This window comes from Ruegeria sp. HKCCD6604 (assembly GCF_013110635.1).
In the GTDB taxonomy this organism is placed as follows: Bacteria; Pseudomonadota; Alphaproteobacteria; order Rhodobacterales; family Rhodobacteraceae; genus Ruegeria.
In genome coordinates, this window is record NZ_WVQW01000008.1 from 114,585 (window position 1) to 128,078 (window position 13,494).

The window sequence follows — 13,494 nt, forward strand, 5'->3', positions numbered from 1 at the left end:
CCCGGCTCCTGCGACGAAAGGTGAAAACGTATTGTCGTTGAGACGCGCCTTTGCCTGCGCTATGAGGCAAAAGCCCAACAGATGTAAAGAAACGACGTATCCGATGCCCAAAGCGAAGATCACCAAAGAAGAGGCGCTGGCCTTTCACCTCGACCCGACCCCCGGCAAGTGGGAGGTGCAGGCCACCGTCCCGATGACCACGCAGCGGGATCTGTCATTGGCCTACAGCCCGGGTGTGGCTGTCCCATGTGAAGCCATCGCCGAGGCGCCGGAAACCGCATATGACTATACCAACAAGGGTAATCTGGTCGCTGTGATCTCGAACGGAACGGCGGTTCTGGGTCTTGGCAACCTTGGTGCGCTGGGCTCGAAACCGGTGATGGAGGGGAAATCCGTTCTGTTCAAGCGGTTCGCCGACGTGAACTCGATCGATATCGAGCTGGACACCGAAGACCCGGATGAATTCTGCCGCGCGGTGCGACTGATGGGGCCGACCTTCGGCGGGATCAACCTGGAAGACATCAAGGCGCCCGAATGTTTCATCATCGAACAGCGCCTGAAAGATGAGATGGACATCCCCGTCTTTCACGACGACCAGCACGGCACGGCCGTGATCTGTGCGGCCGGGCTGATCAACGCGCTGCATATCTCGGGCAAGAAGATCGAGGATGTGAAGATCGTTCTGAACGGGGCCGGGGCGGCGGGGATCGCCTGTATCGAATTGCTCAAGGCGATGGGCGCGCAGCACGAAAACTGCATCGTCTGCGACACAAAGGGTGTGATCTATCAGGGCCGGACCGAGGGCATGAACCAGTGGAAATCGGCACATGCGATCACCACGGATCTGCGGACTCTGGAAGAGGCCATGAAGGGCGCGGACGTGTTCCTGGGCGTGTCGGTCAAGGGCGCGGTCACGCAGGAGATGGTCGCAAGCATGGCCGACAATCCGGTGATCTTCGCCATGGCCAACCCCGATCCGGAAATCACCCCGGAAGAGGCGCACGAGGTCCGTGTGGACGCCATCGTGGCGACCGGGCGCAGCGACTATCCCAACCAGGTCAACAACGTTCTGGGCTTTCCCTATTTGTTCCGCGGCGCGCTGGACATTCACGCGCGTGCCATCAATGACGAGATGAAGATCGCCTGTGCCCATGCACTGGCCAATCTGGCGCGCGAAGACGTACCGGATGAGGTCGCGATGGCTTATGGCAAATCGCTGACCTTCGGGCGCGACTACATTATTCCCACGCCGTTTGATCCGCGCCTGATCCACCGTATCCCGCCCGCTGTTGCCAAGGCGGGAATGGATACCGGTGCGGCCCGCCGTCCGATCATCGACATGGACGCATATGAGCTGAGCCTGAAGTCCCGGATGGACCCGACCGCAAGCATCCTGCGCGGGCTGAACGCCCGGGCGCGACAGGCGCAAAGCCGCATGATTTTTGCCGAGGGCGATGATCCCCGCGTGCTGCGTGCCGCCGTCATGTACCAACGTTCAGGCTTTGGTAAGGCGCTCGTGGTCGGTCGGGCAGATGATGTTAAAGACAAACTGGAAGCCACCGGTCTTGGCGATGCTGTGCGGGAAATCGAGGTTGTGAACGCTGCCAACACCGCGCATCTCGAGACCTATTCGAATTTCCTCTATGAGCGTTTGCAGCGTAAAGGCTTTGACCGCAAGGATATTCACCGACTGGCCGCGCGGGACCGCCATGTGTTCTCATCCCTGATGCTGGCCCATGGCCACGGAGACGGGTTGGTCACAGGTGCAACACGAAAATCGGCACACGTAATTGATCGTATCAATCATGTATTCGACGCCGATGCCGCCCATGGTGCTGCCGGTGTGACGGCACTTCTGCATAAAGGCCGGATCGTTCTGATCGGCGATACACTGGTGCATGAATGGCCGGATGAAAACGATTTGGCCAACATTGCCGAGCGTTCCGCAGCAGTGGCCCGACATATGGGTCTGGAGCCCCGGGTTGCTTTTGTCAGCTTCTCGACATTTGGATACCCGGTTTCGGAACGTGCCGAGAAGATGCACCGAGCGCCGGCGGTTCTGGACCAGCGCGGTGTCGATTTCGAGTATGAGGGCGAAATGACAGTGGATGTTGCCCTGAACGTGGATCAGCAAGCGGCTTATCCGTTTTCACGCCTGACTGGGCCTGCGAACATCCTGATCGTCCCCGCACGACACTCAGCGTCGATTTCGACCAAGCTGATGCAGGAAATGGGCGGTGCCACCGTGATCGGGCCGATCCTGTCGGGCGTCGACAAGCCGATTCAGATTTGCTCGACCGTCTCAACCGCGAACGATATTCTGAACATGGCCATTCTGGCCTCGTGCGACATCGGATAAACCATGACAATCTGGAACCTTGGCTCGATCAACGCGGATATGGTTTATGACCTGCCGCATCTGCCTGCGCCAGGGGAAACTCTGGCCGCCCACGGGCTGGACCGGTTCCTTGGCGGGAAAGGTGCCAATATGTCGGTGGCGGCTGCGCGGGCCGGATCACGCGTCAGCCATATTGGCGCCGTTGGGCATGATGGGCGCTGGGCGAAGGATCGACTGACGGAATATGGCGTGGACACACGCTATATCTCTGAGGTGGATCTTCCGACGGGGCACGCGATCATTGCGGTGGACGCCGAGGGTGAGAACCTGATCATCCTCTATCCGGGGGCCAACCACGCCTTGGATATCAGCCATCTGGGGCAGGCGCTGTCATCGGCAAGCACCGGTGATCTGTTGATCTTGCAGAATGAAACCAATGCGCAAGTCGAAGCCGCGCAATTCGGGCGCAAACTTGGATTGACCGTGTGTTATGCCGCCGCACCGTTTCAGGCACATGCGGTTCAGGCGGTTTTGCCCTGTCTGGATTTCCTGATCCTGAACGAGATCGAGGCCGAACAATTGCGGCAGGAAACCGGGATGGGTGCGGCTGACCTGCCCGTACGGCATGTCATTGTCACGCTGGGCTCAAAAGGGGCACGGTATTTGCAGCAGGGCAATGACCCGGTGGAATTTTCGGCTCACAATGTGCAGGCCGTGGATACCACCGGGGCAGGTGATACTTTTACCGGCTACGTACTGGCTGGAATGGATCGGGGAATGCCGATGGAACAGGCCATTCTGCAAGCGAACCGCGCCGCTGCCTTGATGGTCACGCGGCACGGGACTGCGGATGTCATTCCCGATCTGAGAGAAGTGCGCGACGCGACCTTCGATTAAGAACCGGCAAAAGGTGCATCTGAACCCCAAAGCTGTTTGACACGCGCGTCACGGCCACAGGCTTTGCGATATGCTTTATAGGCGTTTTGCTGACGTTTGGGCCCAAAGCGGGTAAAGATCAGCTTGTTCCCTTTGTAGTAATCCTGATGATAGGCCTCGGCAGGGTAAAACGTGCCCGCGTTCAGGATCGGGGTGACCACCTTTTGGCCCAATGCCCGCTCTGCGTCTTTCTTCGCCTGTTCCGCCAACGCCTTTTCGCCCGGGTTAGAGACGAAAATTGCGGTTCGATAGCTGTCGCCCCGGTCGCAGAACTGACCACCGGCATCCGTGGGGTCAACCGAGCGGAAGAACATGTTCAGAAGCGTTTCACGTGACACCCGGGCCGGATCGAAAGTGATCTGAACCGCTTCATAATGGCCAGTGCCACCTTTGGAGACCTGGTCATAGGTGGGGTTGGCCGATTTGCCGCCGGTATAGCCCGACACGGCCCCAATAACGCCCGGCACCGATTCAAAATCGGACTCGACACACCAGAAACAGCCTCCCGCAACTGTCAGCGTTTCGGCCCCTGCCGCGGGGGCGGGCAGAGCGCGTAACATCGCAGCCAACGTGATCAGGGTGAACAGAATGGCCGGTTTGAAGGCTTCCAGAAAAGCGGTTCGTGACATGTCGGGTCTCCTTTCGGCACCAAGGTGACCCGAACCCGAATGACATTCAATTGCCTGACATCTGATGTCACGGGCTGGTGAGGCAAGTTTATCGGCGGCGGATGTCGGTGGAACACCTTGCGCCGGGCCGTCTTGGCGGTTGGATAGGGCGCCCCGGCGAGGTGGAATTCCGCGGTGAACCTGCCTTCGGCTTAACCCAGAAGCTGCCCCAATTTCATCGCAACGCCCATATTGCCCGAGATTTTGAGCTTGCCCAAAGCGACACCTGTCATCGGGTTCAGTTTTCCGGTCAGAAGCTTGGTCAGGTTGTCCTGCGAGATGCGGATCGTGCAATCCGTTTCCTGGTCCTGTGTCGATGCCTGACTGTCGGCCAGAACAATCACGCCGTCCTCGCCACAATCGAATTTCAATGAGCCGTCAAAGGTTTTGCCGTTCAGGCCTTTTTGAATTTCGTCGGCGATATGCTGAAGCATCCGGGTTCCTTTCGCAGTTTCCGAATGCGTAAAACGTCAGGTATCGAACAGGCAAGGCTGACCCGACTGGAACTTCCGATCACGATGCGCCAAGGCTCTGAACGGTTCGCGCGCAAGGCTCGGCATCGTAGAAAGCGTCAAGAATTGCCTGAAACTCGGCCGGAGCATCTGCCACCAAGGAAAACAATGTCATCGAAGAGCGAAGCTTTTTCGCGTCAACCCCACCCAGAATGTCGCTGGCGGCGCGCCCCTGATGCAGCAACATCAACGAGGCCGCTTGCGTCAGACGGTGGCGCAGTACCGGGTGGTTCAGATAGCGCGTGGCTTCATCCAGATCTTCGATGCCGTAAAGCTGCGCCATATGGGACTGGCCCAGCTCGGCCAGTTGCGGAAACACGAACCACATCCAGTGGCTGGTCTTCTGCCCCTGTTCCAGTTCGCGCAGGACATCGGCCCAGACCGTGTCCTGCGCTTCGATGAACATTTCCAGTTCGTCGTTCAGACCGTCATCTTCGGTCACTTGGACAACCGCTTGTCGCGCGCGGCCAGCAGTTTCAGCCGCAGCGCGTTCAGTTGGATGAAGCCCGCGGCGTCTTTCTGATCATAGGCACCCGCGTCTTCTTCGAAGGTCACATGCGCTTCGGAATACAGCGAGTGATCCGACCAGCGGCCCACGGTCGAGGCTAGACCCTTGTACAGCTTCACGCGGACGGTGCCGGTGACGTGTTCCTGGCTCTTGTCGATGGCGGCTTGCAGCATTTCACGTTCAGGCGAGTACCAGAAGCCGTTATAGATCAGCTCGGCATACTGCGGCATCAGCTGGTCTTTCAGGTGCATCGCGCCGCGGTCCATGGTGATGGATTCGATACCGCGGTGCGCTTCCAGCAGGATGGTGCCGCCGGGAGTTTCATAGATGCCACGCGATTTCATGCCAACGAAACGACCTTCGACCAGGTCCAGACGACCAATGCCGTGTTTGCCGCCGTATTCGTTCAGCTTGGTCAGGATTGTGGCCGGGCTCATCGCTTCGCCATTGATGCTGACCGCGTCGCCTTTTTCAAAGCCGATCTCGATGAATTCGGGCTCGTTCGGCGCGTCCTCGGGGTGGACGGTGCGCTGATAGACATAGTCCGGCGCCATATCGGCGGGGTCTTCCAGAACCTTGCCCTCGGACGAGGTGTGCAGCAGGTTGGCATCGACCGAGAAGGGGGCCTCGCCGCGCTTGTCCTTGGCGATCGGAATCTGGTTCTGTTCGGCGAATTCCAGCAGCTTGGTGCGGCTTGTCAGATCCCACTCGCGCCAGGGTGCAATCACTTTGATGTCGGGGTTCAGCGCATAGGCCGCCAGTTCGAACCGCACCTGATCGTTGCCCTTGCCGGTCGCACCATGCGCCACGGCGTCAGCGCCGGTGGCTTCGGCGATTTCGACCAGACGTTTCGAAATCAGGGGGCGTGCGATAGACGTGCCCAGCAGGTACAGACCTTCGTACTGCGCGTTGGCCCGGAACATCGGGAAGACGAAATCGCGCACGAATTCCTCGCGGATATCCTCGATATAGATGTTCTCGGGCTTGATCCCCAGCAGCTCGGCCTTTTTGCGGGCGGGCTCCAGCTCTTCACCCTGACCCAAATCGGCGGTGAAGGTTACAACTTCACAACCATATTCGGTCTGCAACCATTTCAGGATGATCGAGGTATCAAGGCCACCGGAATAGGCCAGAACAACTTTCTTGGGCGCGGACATCTGACTTCCCTTTATGCGTAGAACGATTGGCCCCTAGCGGGTTTTGAGCGCGGGGGCAAGTTGTGAGGATTGACGCAGTACCTGAATTGGGGTGAAACGGGTGCAGAGAATAACAAGCATTGGTTGAAGGGGCGGTTTCAAATGTTGGGATGGCAGATTTTCTTGCATTCTGTGCGGATGGTATTTGGAAACATCAAGCAGGTGCTGCAGATTACGGTTGGCCCTGCTCTTATTGCGACGATCATCATCGTGGGCGTGTTCTTGGCGCTTGGTATTCCGCTTGAGGCGCTTGAAGACAACGCAGGCGCGTTGCCGTCAGGTGCAACTGCAGGTTCAGCCTTTGTTCTTGTGGTCGTTTTGCTGGCGGTAATGTCCGTCACGATGTTCTGGATTGCGGTGTCATGGCACCGCTTCATCCTGATGGAAGAGTATCCCACGGGAATACTCCCGACATTCCGCTTCGACAGGATTCTTGCCTATTTCGGTCGTTTTCTGATGTTGGGGATTTTGATGGTGATCGCGTATATCCCCATGGGTCTGGTCGCTGCTGCACTAGGCGAAAGCCTTGCGGTGCTTTCGACCATTCTGGTGATTGTTTACACCGTTTTTCTGGTCGTGTGCTTCTATCGCCTGTCAATTATTCTGCCCGCGGCGGCGATAGGAAATCCCATATCGATCGGTGAGGCATGGAACAACACGTCCGGGGTCAGCGGTGCAATCTTGTTGCTGCTACTCGTCGCCCTCCTGTTCCAGATTCTGGTGCAGCTGGCTTTCACCCTTCTGGCAATAATACCTGTGCTGGGCGTATTGCTGACCGTGTTCTTTGGCACGCTCATTCTGCCGATGATCAATGTCAGTATCCTGACCACGATGTACGGAATCTTCATCGAAAAACGCGAACTGTCCTGAGCGGCGTACACATATGTATTCCTTGCCCTTATCGCGATGATGGGGCAGGGAAATCGACATGACTGATTTCATGACCTGCGCCCGCGCTGCCGAACAGGCGATGCGCACCGTGTTTCCGGCAACACCGTTGCAACGGAATGCCCATTTGTCTGACCGTTATGGGGCCGATATCTGGCTCAAGCGCGAAGACCTCAGCCCAGTGCGGTCTTACAAGATCCGTGGTGCGTTCAATGCCATGCGCAAGCAGCAGGGGCAGGACCTGTTCGTCTGTGCCAGTGCTGGCAACCACGCGCAGGGCGTGGCGTTCATGTGCAAGCATCTGGACGTGCGCGGAGTGATCTTCATGCCGGTGACGACGCCGCAGCAGAAAATTCAAAAGACCCGCATTTTCGGCGGCGACAATATCGAGATCCACCTGACTGGCGACTATTTCGACGATACTCTGGCCGCCGCGCAAGCATGGTGCGCGCAGCAGGGCGGGTATTTCCTGTCACCCTTCGATGACGCTGATGTCATTGAAGGCCAGGCCTCACTGGCGGTCGAGATCGAAGAGCAAATGGGCGGTGTGCCGGATCACGTCGTTCTGCCGGTTGGCGGCGGCGGCATGTCCTCGGGCGTGGCCACGTGGTTCGGGGATCGCAGCCATTGTCTGTTTGTCGAACCGGCCGGAGGTGCCTGTTTGCGCGCTGCGCTGGCTGCGGGGCATCCTGTGTCGCTGGATCATGTGGATACCTTTGTCGATGGCGCTGCGGTTGGACGGATCGGTGAGAAACCGTTCGAACTGCTGAAATCACGCCATCTGTCGGACGTACTGGTTCTGTCCGAGGACCGAATCTGCACCACCATGATCGAGATGCTGAATGTCGAAGGCATTGTTCTTGAGCCCGCTGGCGCGCTGGCGATCGAAGCGGTGGGTGATATCCAAAGTTTTGTACGGGGCAAAACCGTGGTCTGTGTAACGTCGGGCGGCAATTTCGATTTCGAGCGCCTGCCCGAGGTCAAAGAACGCGCCCAACGCTATTCCGGGGTGAAGAAGTATTTCATCCTGCGCCTGCCGCAACGCCCCGGCGCGCTGAAAGAATTTCTGGGTATTCTGGGCCCCGAGGACGATATCGCCCGCTTTGAATACATGAAAAAATCGGCGCGCAATTTCGGCTCGGTCCTGATCGGGATCGAAACCCGCAAGCCTGAAAACTTCATGCGTCTGTTCGCGCATCTGGATGAGGCAGGGTTCACCTACACCGATATAACCGAAGACGAAACGCTGGCGCAGTTCGTTATTTAATCCAGATTCTGGCGCAGCTCAGCCTCGAATTTCTGTTTCGAGCTGTCAAATACGGCCAGAATAGCGGGCACATCGACATCCTCGCCCTGACCCGCGGCCGCCTGCCGTTCGCCGTCCTGACAGAGTTTCGAGAACTGATCGAATCCAAGACTGAGCGCGCTGCCTTTCAGGAAGTGCAGGTTCTGTTCCAGTTCGGACCGGCTTGTATCCTGATGCAGGCGGGCGATGACCTCCTGCACTTCTTCCAGAAAGATGTCGACCACCTCATCAAACTCATCCGGGCCAACCTCGTCCCGCAATTGTCGGACTCTGCCCCAGTGGATCATACTGCGTCACCTGCCGTTGAACATGCGTTTTCAGGAATAGGCAACAGCAGTAAAAACCGGGTTAACGGCCAAGCGGGATTGCTGCCTTCGGTCTTCACCGGATGTTAAAACCGCCGCCACTAGGATCGCCCTGTGTGAATGAACGCATCAGGTCAGAGGGCAAATGGTGCCAAGGGCGAGTCTTGAGGAAACCAGATCAGATCTGGATTTCGGCGCGATCCGAAAGGTGCTGGTTGTTGATGACAGCCGTCTACAGCGGCGCATCCTGGTCGCATCGCTCAGAAAATGGGGCTTTGAGGTGGTCGAGGCCGATACGGGCGATGCCGCTTTGGCGCATTGTCTGGACGATCCGCCCGATCTTGTTCTCAGCGATTGGGTCATGCCGGGGATGAGCGGGCTTGAGTTCTGCAATGCGTTTCGCGCCCTGGATTCCGATCAATATTGTTATTTCATCCTCCTGACTTCCAAAAGTGAAAAGCAGGAGGTTGCGCGCGGGCTGGATGCCGGGGCAGACGATTTTCTGATCAAACCCCTTGAGGCGGATGAATTGCGGGCGCGCATATCCGCAGGCGCGCGCATTCTGGACATGCAGCGCGAGCTTTCGCAGAAAAACCGCCTGATTGAATCCGCGCTGGAAGAACTCAGGCTGGCGCATGACGCGATCGACAAGGACCTCATACAGGCCCGAAAAATCCAGGAATCGCTGGTTCCGGAGTTCACGCGGAGCTTTGGAAAATCCCGGGTCAGCCTGTTGTTGAAACCCTGTGGCCATATCGGAGGAGACCTTGTTGGCATGTTTTCGCCCGGGGTCAATCGGCTGGGGTTCTACAGCATCGATGTATCAGGGCATGGCATCACCTCGGCCATGATGACGGCGCGTCTGGGCGGTTATCTTTCCAGCAAGCATTTCGATCAAAATGTCGCAATGGAAAAGAGGTTCAACAAATTCTATGCACTGCTGCCTCCGGAAGACGTCGCCAGTATGCTCAATTCCCGATTGATGGCGGATGAAGGGATCGAGGAATATTTCACGATGGTCTACGCCATTGTGGATCTTCGAAACGGGCATCTCAAGATGGTGCAGGCCGGGCATCCGCATCCGCTTCTGCTGCGGCAGGATGGCAGCACTGAATTTCTGGGTGATGGCGGGTTGCCGATCGGGCTGATCGAAGACGCGAGCTTTCAGCAAATCGAGATTCACATGAAACCCGGCGACAAACTGTTGGTGTATTCGGACGGATTTACCGAATGTCAGCTTGCCGAAGGCGGTTTGCTGGAGGAAGACGGTTTGCGACAGATGGCCCAGCAGTGCATTTCTGAAAAGGGCGGGTCGGAGTTTCTGGACGACATGTTCTGGCGATTGACCCAGGAGATTTCGCCCAAAGATGGCATTGGGGATGACGTATCCGCCGTTTTCTTTGAATATAACGGGCCTTAAAGCGAACTGAGATGCATTTCCGCAAAGTGCCGGTCACCGTCATTGCCCAGCAATTCAACGGCATCGGCGGCTTCCATCCACAGTGCTTCGTGGAATGCCTCACTCGGCGGGCCTTTGCGGCGTACGGGACGGGCGCGGTAGATCAGGCAGACCTTTTCGGCCCACAGATCGTATTCGGGCATATAGGTGAACCGGCGAAATGCGCCGATCCGACGCGGGTTGGCAACGTGCCACCCGGTTTCTTCATAGACTTCGCGATGCAAGGCCGAAATCGGTGATTCGCCCGGATCGATGCCTCCACCCGGCAATTGCAGATCCGGGCCCGGTTCGGTCTGACAGGTCAACAGCAATTGGCCGCCACGTGGCAAAAGGGCATATACGCCAACCCTTCGGGTGTATTTCCGCCCCGTCTCGGGGGTTTCACCGAACCGCCTGATCATGTATGGCCCCTTTCAACCCGATCTGTACGACCTATATGGTGCCGGTATGCCAACCCGTGGCGTGTAAGGAAACCCCATGTCTCTTGGAACAAAAATCGCGTGGGACGATATCGTCCTGCCCTTTCAACTTGATGCATCCGACATGCGCGGCCGCGTGGCCCGTCTGGATGGCGTGCTGGATGGTATCCTGAAACAGCATGACTATCCCGAGCAGGTCGAGGCGCTTGTGGCCGAGATGGCCTTGCTGACCGCGTTGATCGGCCAAACGGTTGCGTTGCGCTGGAAACTGTCGTTGCAGGTACAGTCCAAAGGGGCGGTGCGCATGATCGCAACCGACTATTATGCGCCGCAGGAAGAGGGCCAGCCCGCCCAGATACGGGCTTATGCCAGCTTTGACCGGGACCGGCTTTCCAATTCTGCGCCTTTCGATCAGGTGGGCGAAGGGTATTTTGCCATCATGATCGATCAGGGAGAGGGCACGCAGCCGTATCAGGGCATCACTCCGCTGGCCGGTGGATCGCTGAGCGCCTGCGCCGAGTCGTATTTTGCGCAATCCGAACAGCTGCCGACGCGGTTTTCGCTGAGCTTCGGCAAATCGACCGAGCCGGGCATGGGCGAGCATTGGCGTGCAGGCGGCATCATGCTGCAACACATGCCCAAAGCGTCGCCCTTTGCCGCGTCGGGTGAAGGAACCGGTGACATCCTGACCGCTGCCGATCTGGTCGATGGCGAAGAAGGTGAAAACTGGGGTCGCGTCAATATCCTGCTGGATACCGTCGAGGATTTGGAGATGATCGGCCCCTCTGTTGCGCCGACCGACCTTCTGGTTCGCCTGTTTCACGAGGAACAGCCGCGTGTCTATGATGCGCAGTCCGTGCAATTTGGCTGCACCTGTTCCGAGGATCGTGTGCGACAGAGCCTGTCGATCTATTCGGCCAAGGATATCGAAAAGATGACCACGCCCGAGGGCGAAGTCACCGCGGATTGTCAGTTCTGCGGGGCTCATTATGTGTTGGACCCGGCAACTGTCGGATTCGATGCCGAAGACCCCAAAGGTGCATGACCCGGTTGAAAAGATCCGGGCGGCCCTGCGCCGCCCCGGTCACGGGTCCAGCGACTTTGACTTGAACCCGGATACCGTTCTGCCGCCCGGACGACGGTTGCGACCCGCCGGTGTTCTGGTGGCCATTTCCCTGGCTGATGACACACCGCAGGTCATCCTGACGAAACGCTCATCCGCGTTGAAGCATCACCCGGGCCAGATCGCCTTTCCCGGTGGCAAACAGGACGAAACCGATGCTGATGTTACGGCTGCGGCTCTGCGGGAAGCTGAGGAAGAGATCGGCCTGCCCCCTGAAATGCCCGAGATCCTGGGATTTCTGCCGACGCATGAGACCGTGACCTCGTTCACAGTAACACCGGTTGTCGCAGTTTTGCGGGACAGGTTCCAACCCGTGCCTGAACCCGGCGAAGTGGACGAAGTTTTCTCGACCCCCCTTGCCCATCTTTTGAATCCTGAGAATTATCTGGTCGAGTCGCGCCGATGGCGCGGCCAGAGACGCAGATACTACGCAGTTCCGTACGGCCCCTATTACATTTGGGGCGCGACCGCCCGCATATTGCGCGGGCTTGCTGCACGGGTGAATGAATGATGCTGATTGACGAAGCTTGGATCAGTGAACCAGCGACGCAAAAGGTCTGTTCGGCCCTGACCTCATCCGGGGCTCAGGCGCTTTTCGTGGGTGGATGCGTGCGCAACGCGCTGCTTGGTGCTCCAGTGTCGGATATCGACATCGCCACCGATGCAAGGCCCGGGCAGATCGTCGAGCTGGCGCAGGCCGCCGGGCTCAGGGCCATTCCGACCGGCATCGAGCATGGTACGATCACGGTGGTCAGCGCGGGCATCCCGCACGAGGTCACCACCTTCCGCCGTGACGTGGAAACCGATGGCCGTCGCGCGGTGGTGGCATTTTCCGATCATGTCGAAGAAGACGCGGCGCGACGGGATTTCACCATGAACGCGCTCTATGCCCAACCCGATGGCACCGTGCTGGACCCTCTGGGTGGTCTTCCCGACCTCGAGGCCCGGTTGGTGCGGTTCATTGGAACCGCCGAGAACCGCATTCGCGAAGACTATCTCCGCTCGCTTCGCTACTTCCGTTTTCACGCCTGGTACGGGGATCCGGATGGCGGTTTCGACCCCGATGCCCTGGCCGCCATCGGCGCCAATCTTGACGGGCTGGAGTCATTGTCGCGCGAGCGGATCGGGGCAGAGCTGCTGAAATTGCTGGCATCGCCTGATCCGGCCCCTGCCGTTGCGACCATGCGCAGTACCGGTGTTTTGGCCCGGGTGTTGCCGGGGGCGGACGATCGGTCTTTGGCCCCTTTGATCGCGCTGGAACGGGCGGCCGGTGCCGATCCCGATCCGGTGCGCCGTCTGGCAGCCATTGCCGCGCCCGAGGATGCCGCGACATTGCGGTTGAGCCGTTCGCAGTTGCAACGCCTGACAAGGATGCGTGAAGAGGCACAGGCCGAAACCAGTATAGCTGAACTGGGATACCGCTATGGCGACGAAGGCGGATTGCACGAGACGCTTTTGCGCTGCGCCTTTCTGGAACAACCCTGGTCCGAAGATTTGCGGCGCGATCTGCATGCAGGCGCAGCAGCGCGTTTCCCTGTCCAGGCCAGGGATCTGATCCCCAACTTCACAGGCCCGGCGCTGGGCAAGAAGCTGGCCGAGCTGGAAAAACGCTGGATCGCTTCCGGTTTTGCGCTGTCTCGCGAAGAGTTGCTGGCACATTAGTGCGAAGTCTCAAGAAGGGATGACAACTTTGATCCTTTGTGCTTAGGTGCGCCTGTTACATGGATGGAGGACTGCGAATGTATTACGGGATCTGGTTCGGCTAAAGCCGGGACACTTGCCCCGTAAAGGGTGGTGTTCAGGCGCCATCTTTCTTCGCACGTCTTTGTTTCTGCA

Annotated in this window: 14 protein-coding genes; 8 read left to right on the forward strand and 6 right to left on the reverse strand. The window is 58.3% G+C overall.

Annotated features, from left to right (window positions below):
* The first annotated feature begins 103 nt into the window (after positions 1 to 103).
* A complete protein-coding gene (locus GS614_RS17505) occupies positions 104 to 2,359 on the forward strand; it encodes an NADP-dependent malic enzyme (RefSeq protein WP_171726921.1) in 2,256 nt (751 codons plus the stop codon).
* Between the two features lie 3 nt (positions 2,360 to 2,362).
* Positions 2,363 to 3,235 (forward strand): ribokinase, encoded by an 873-nt coding sequence (locus GS614_RS17510; protein WP_171726922.1) that lies wholly within the window; start codon positions 2,363 to 2,365, stop codon positions 3,233 to 3,235.
* Here GS614_RS17510 and msrA read toward each other — a convergent pair.
* From msrA to GS614_RS17530, 4 genes are all read right to left on the reverse strand, one after another.
* A complete protein-coding gene (gene msrA / locus GS614_RS17515; RefSeq protein WP_371809413.1) occupies positions 3,232 to 3,834 on the reverse strand; it encodes a peptide-methionine (S)-S-oxide reductase MsrA in 603 nt (200 codons plus the stop codon). The genes GS614_RS17510 and msrA overlap by 4 nt on opposite strands.
* Before the next feature lie 260 nt (positions 3,835 to 4,094).
* The gene (locus tag GS614_RS17520; RefSeq protein ID WP_152459599.1) at positions 4,095 to 4,376 is read right to left on the reverse strand and encodes an SCP2 sterol-binding domain-containing protein; all 282 of its coding nucleotides are present in this window, start codon (positions 4,374 to 4,376) and stop codon (positions 4,095 to 4,097) included.
* 79 nt (positions 4,377 to 4,455) lie between these two features.
* Positions 4,456 to 4,860, reverse strand: a complete 405-nt coding sequence (locus GS614_RS17525) for a DUF1810 domain-containing protein (RefSeq protein ID WP_171726953.1) — start codon at positions 4,858 to 4,860, stop codon at positions 4,456 to 4,458.
* A gap of 32 nt (positions 4,861 to 4,892) precedes the next feature.
* Complete coding sequence (locus GS614_RS17530; protein WP_171171502.1) at positions 4,893 to 6,119, reverse strand: argininosuccinate synthase; 1,227 nt, start codon at positions 6,117 to 6,119, stop codon at positions 4,893 to 4,895.
* Positions 6,120 to 6,320: 201 nt separating this feature from the next.
* Between GS614_RS17530 and GS614_RS17535 the strand changes: the two genes are divergently transcribed.
* Both GS614_RS17535 and ilvA read left to right on the forward strand, forming a co-directional pair.
* Positions 6,321 to 7,028 (forward strand): hypothetical protein, encoded by a 708-nt coding sequence (locus GS614_RS17535; RefSeq protein WP_371809411.1) that lies wholly within the window; start codon positions 6,321 to 6,323, stop codon positions 7,026 to 7,028.
* Between the two features lie 58 nt (positions 7,029 to 7,086).
* A complete protein-coding gene (ilvA, locus tag GS614_RS17540; RefSeq protein WP_152459596.1) occupies positions 7,087 to 8,313 on the forward strand; it encodes a threonine ammonia-lyase IlvA in 1,227 nt (408 codons plus the stop codon).
* Here the strand turns inward: ilvA and GS614_RS17545 are convergent.
* Entirely contained in the window at positions 8,310 to 8,639 is a 330-nt protein-coding gene (locus GS614_RS17545; RefSeq protein ID WP_171726925.1) for an Hpt domain-containing protein, read from the reverse strand. The two genes, ilvA and GS614_RS17545, sit on opposite strands and share 4 nt — an antisense overlap.
* Before the next feature lie 163 nt (positions 8,640 to 8,802).
* On the opposite strand from GS614_RS17545, the gene GS614_RS17550 reads away from it, so the two are divergent.
* Positions 8,803 to 10,077: a PP2C family protein-serine/threonine phosphatase gene (locus GS614_RS17550; RefSeq protein ID WP_171726926.1), complete on the forward strand. Its 1,275-nt coding sequence runs from the start codon at positions 8,803 to 8,805 to the stop codon at positions 10,075 to 10,077.
* Here GS614_RS17550 and GS614_RS17555 read toward each other — a convergent pair.
* Positions 10,074 to 10,517: an NUDIX hydrolase gene (locus tag GS614_RS17555; protein WP_152459593.1), complete on the reverse strand. Its 444-nt coding sequence runs from the start codon at positions 10,515 to 10,517 to the stop codon at positions 10,074 to 10,076. The two genes, GS614_RS17550 and GS614_RS17555, sit on opposite strands and share 4 nt — an antisense overlap.
* Before the next feature lie 76 nt (positions 10,518 to 10,593).
* Here GS614_RS17555 and GS614_RS17560 point away from each other — a divergent pair, with 76 nt between their 5' ends.
* The 3 genes from GS614_RS17560 to GS614_RS17570 are packed head-to-tail and all read left to right on the forward strand — an operon-like array spanning position 10,594 to position 13,320.
* Positions 10,594 to 11,580 carry an Hsp33 family molecular chaperone HslO gene (locus tag GS614_RS17560; protein WP_171726927.1) on the forward strand — a complete coding sequence of 329 codons (987 nt, stop codon included), beginning with the start codon at positions 10,594 to 10,596 and terminating at the stop codon, positions 11,578 to 11,580.
* The gene (locus GS614_RS17565) at positions 11,555 to 12,169 is read left to right on the forward strand and encodes a CoA pyrophosphatase (RefSeq protein WP_152459591.1); all 615 of its coding nucleotides are present in this window, start codon (positions 11,555 to 11,557) and stop codon (positions 12,167 to 12,169) included. The genes GS614_RS17560 and GS614_RS17565 overlap by 26 nt, the downstream gene beginning before the upstream one ends.
* A complete protein-coding gene (locus GS614_RS17570; RefSeq protein WP_171726928.1) occupies positions 12,166 to 13,320 on the forward strand; it encodes a CCA tRNA nucleotidyltransferase in 1,155 nt (384 codons plus the stop codon). Before GS614_RS17565 ends, GS614_RS17570 begins: the two co-directional genes overlap by 4 nt.
* Positions 13,321 to 13,494: the final 174 nt, after the last annotated feature.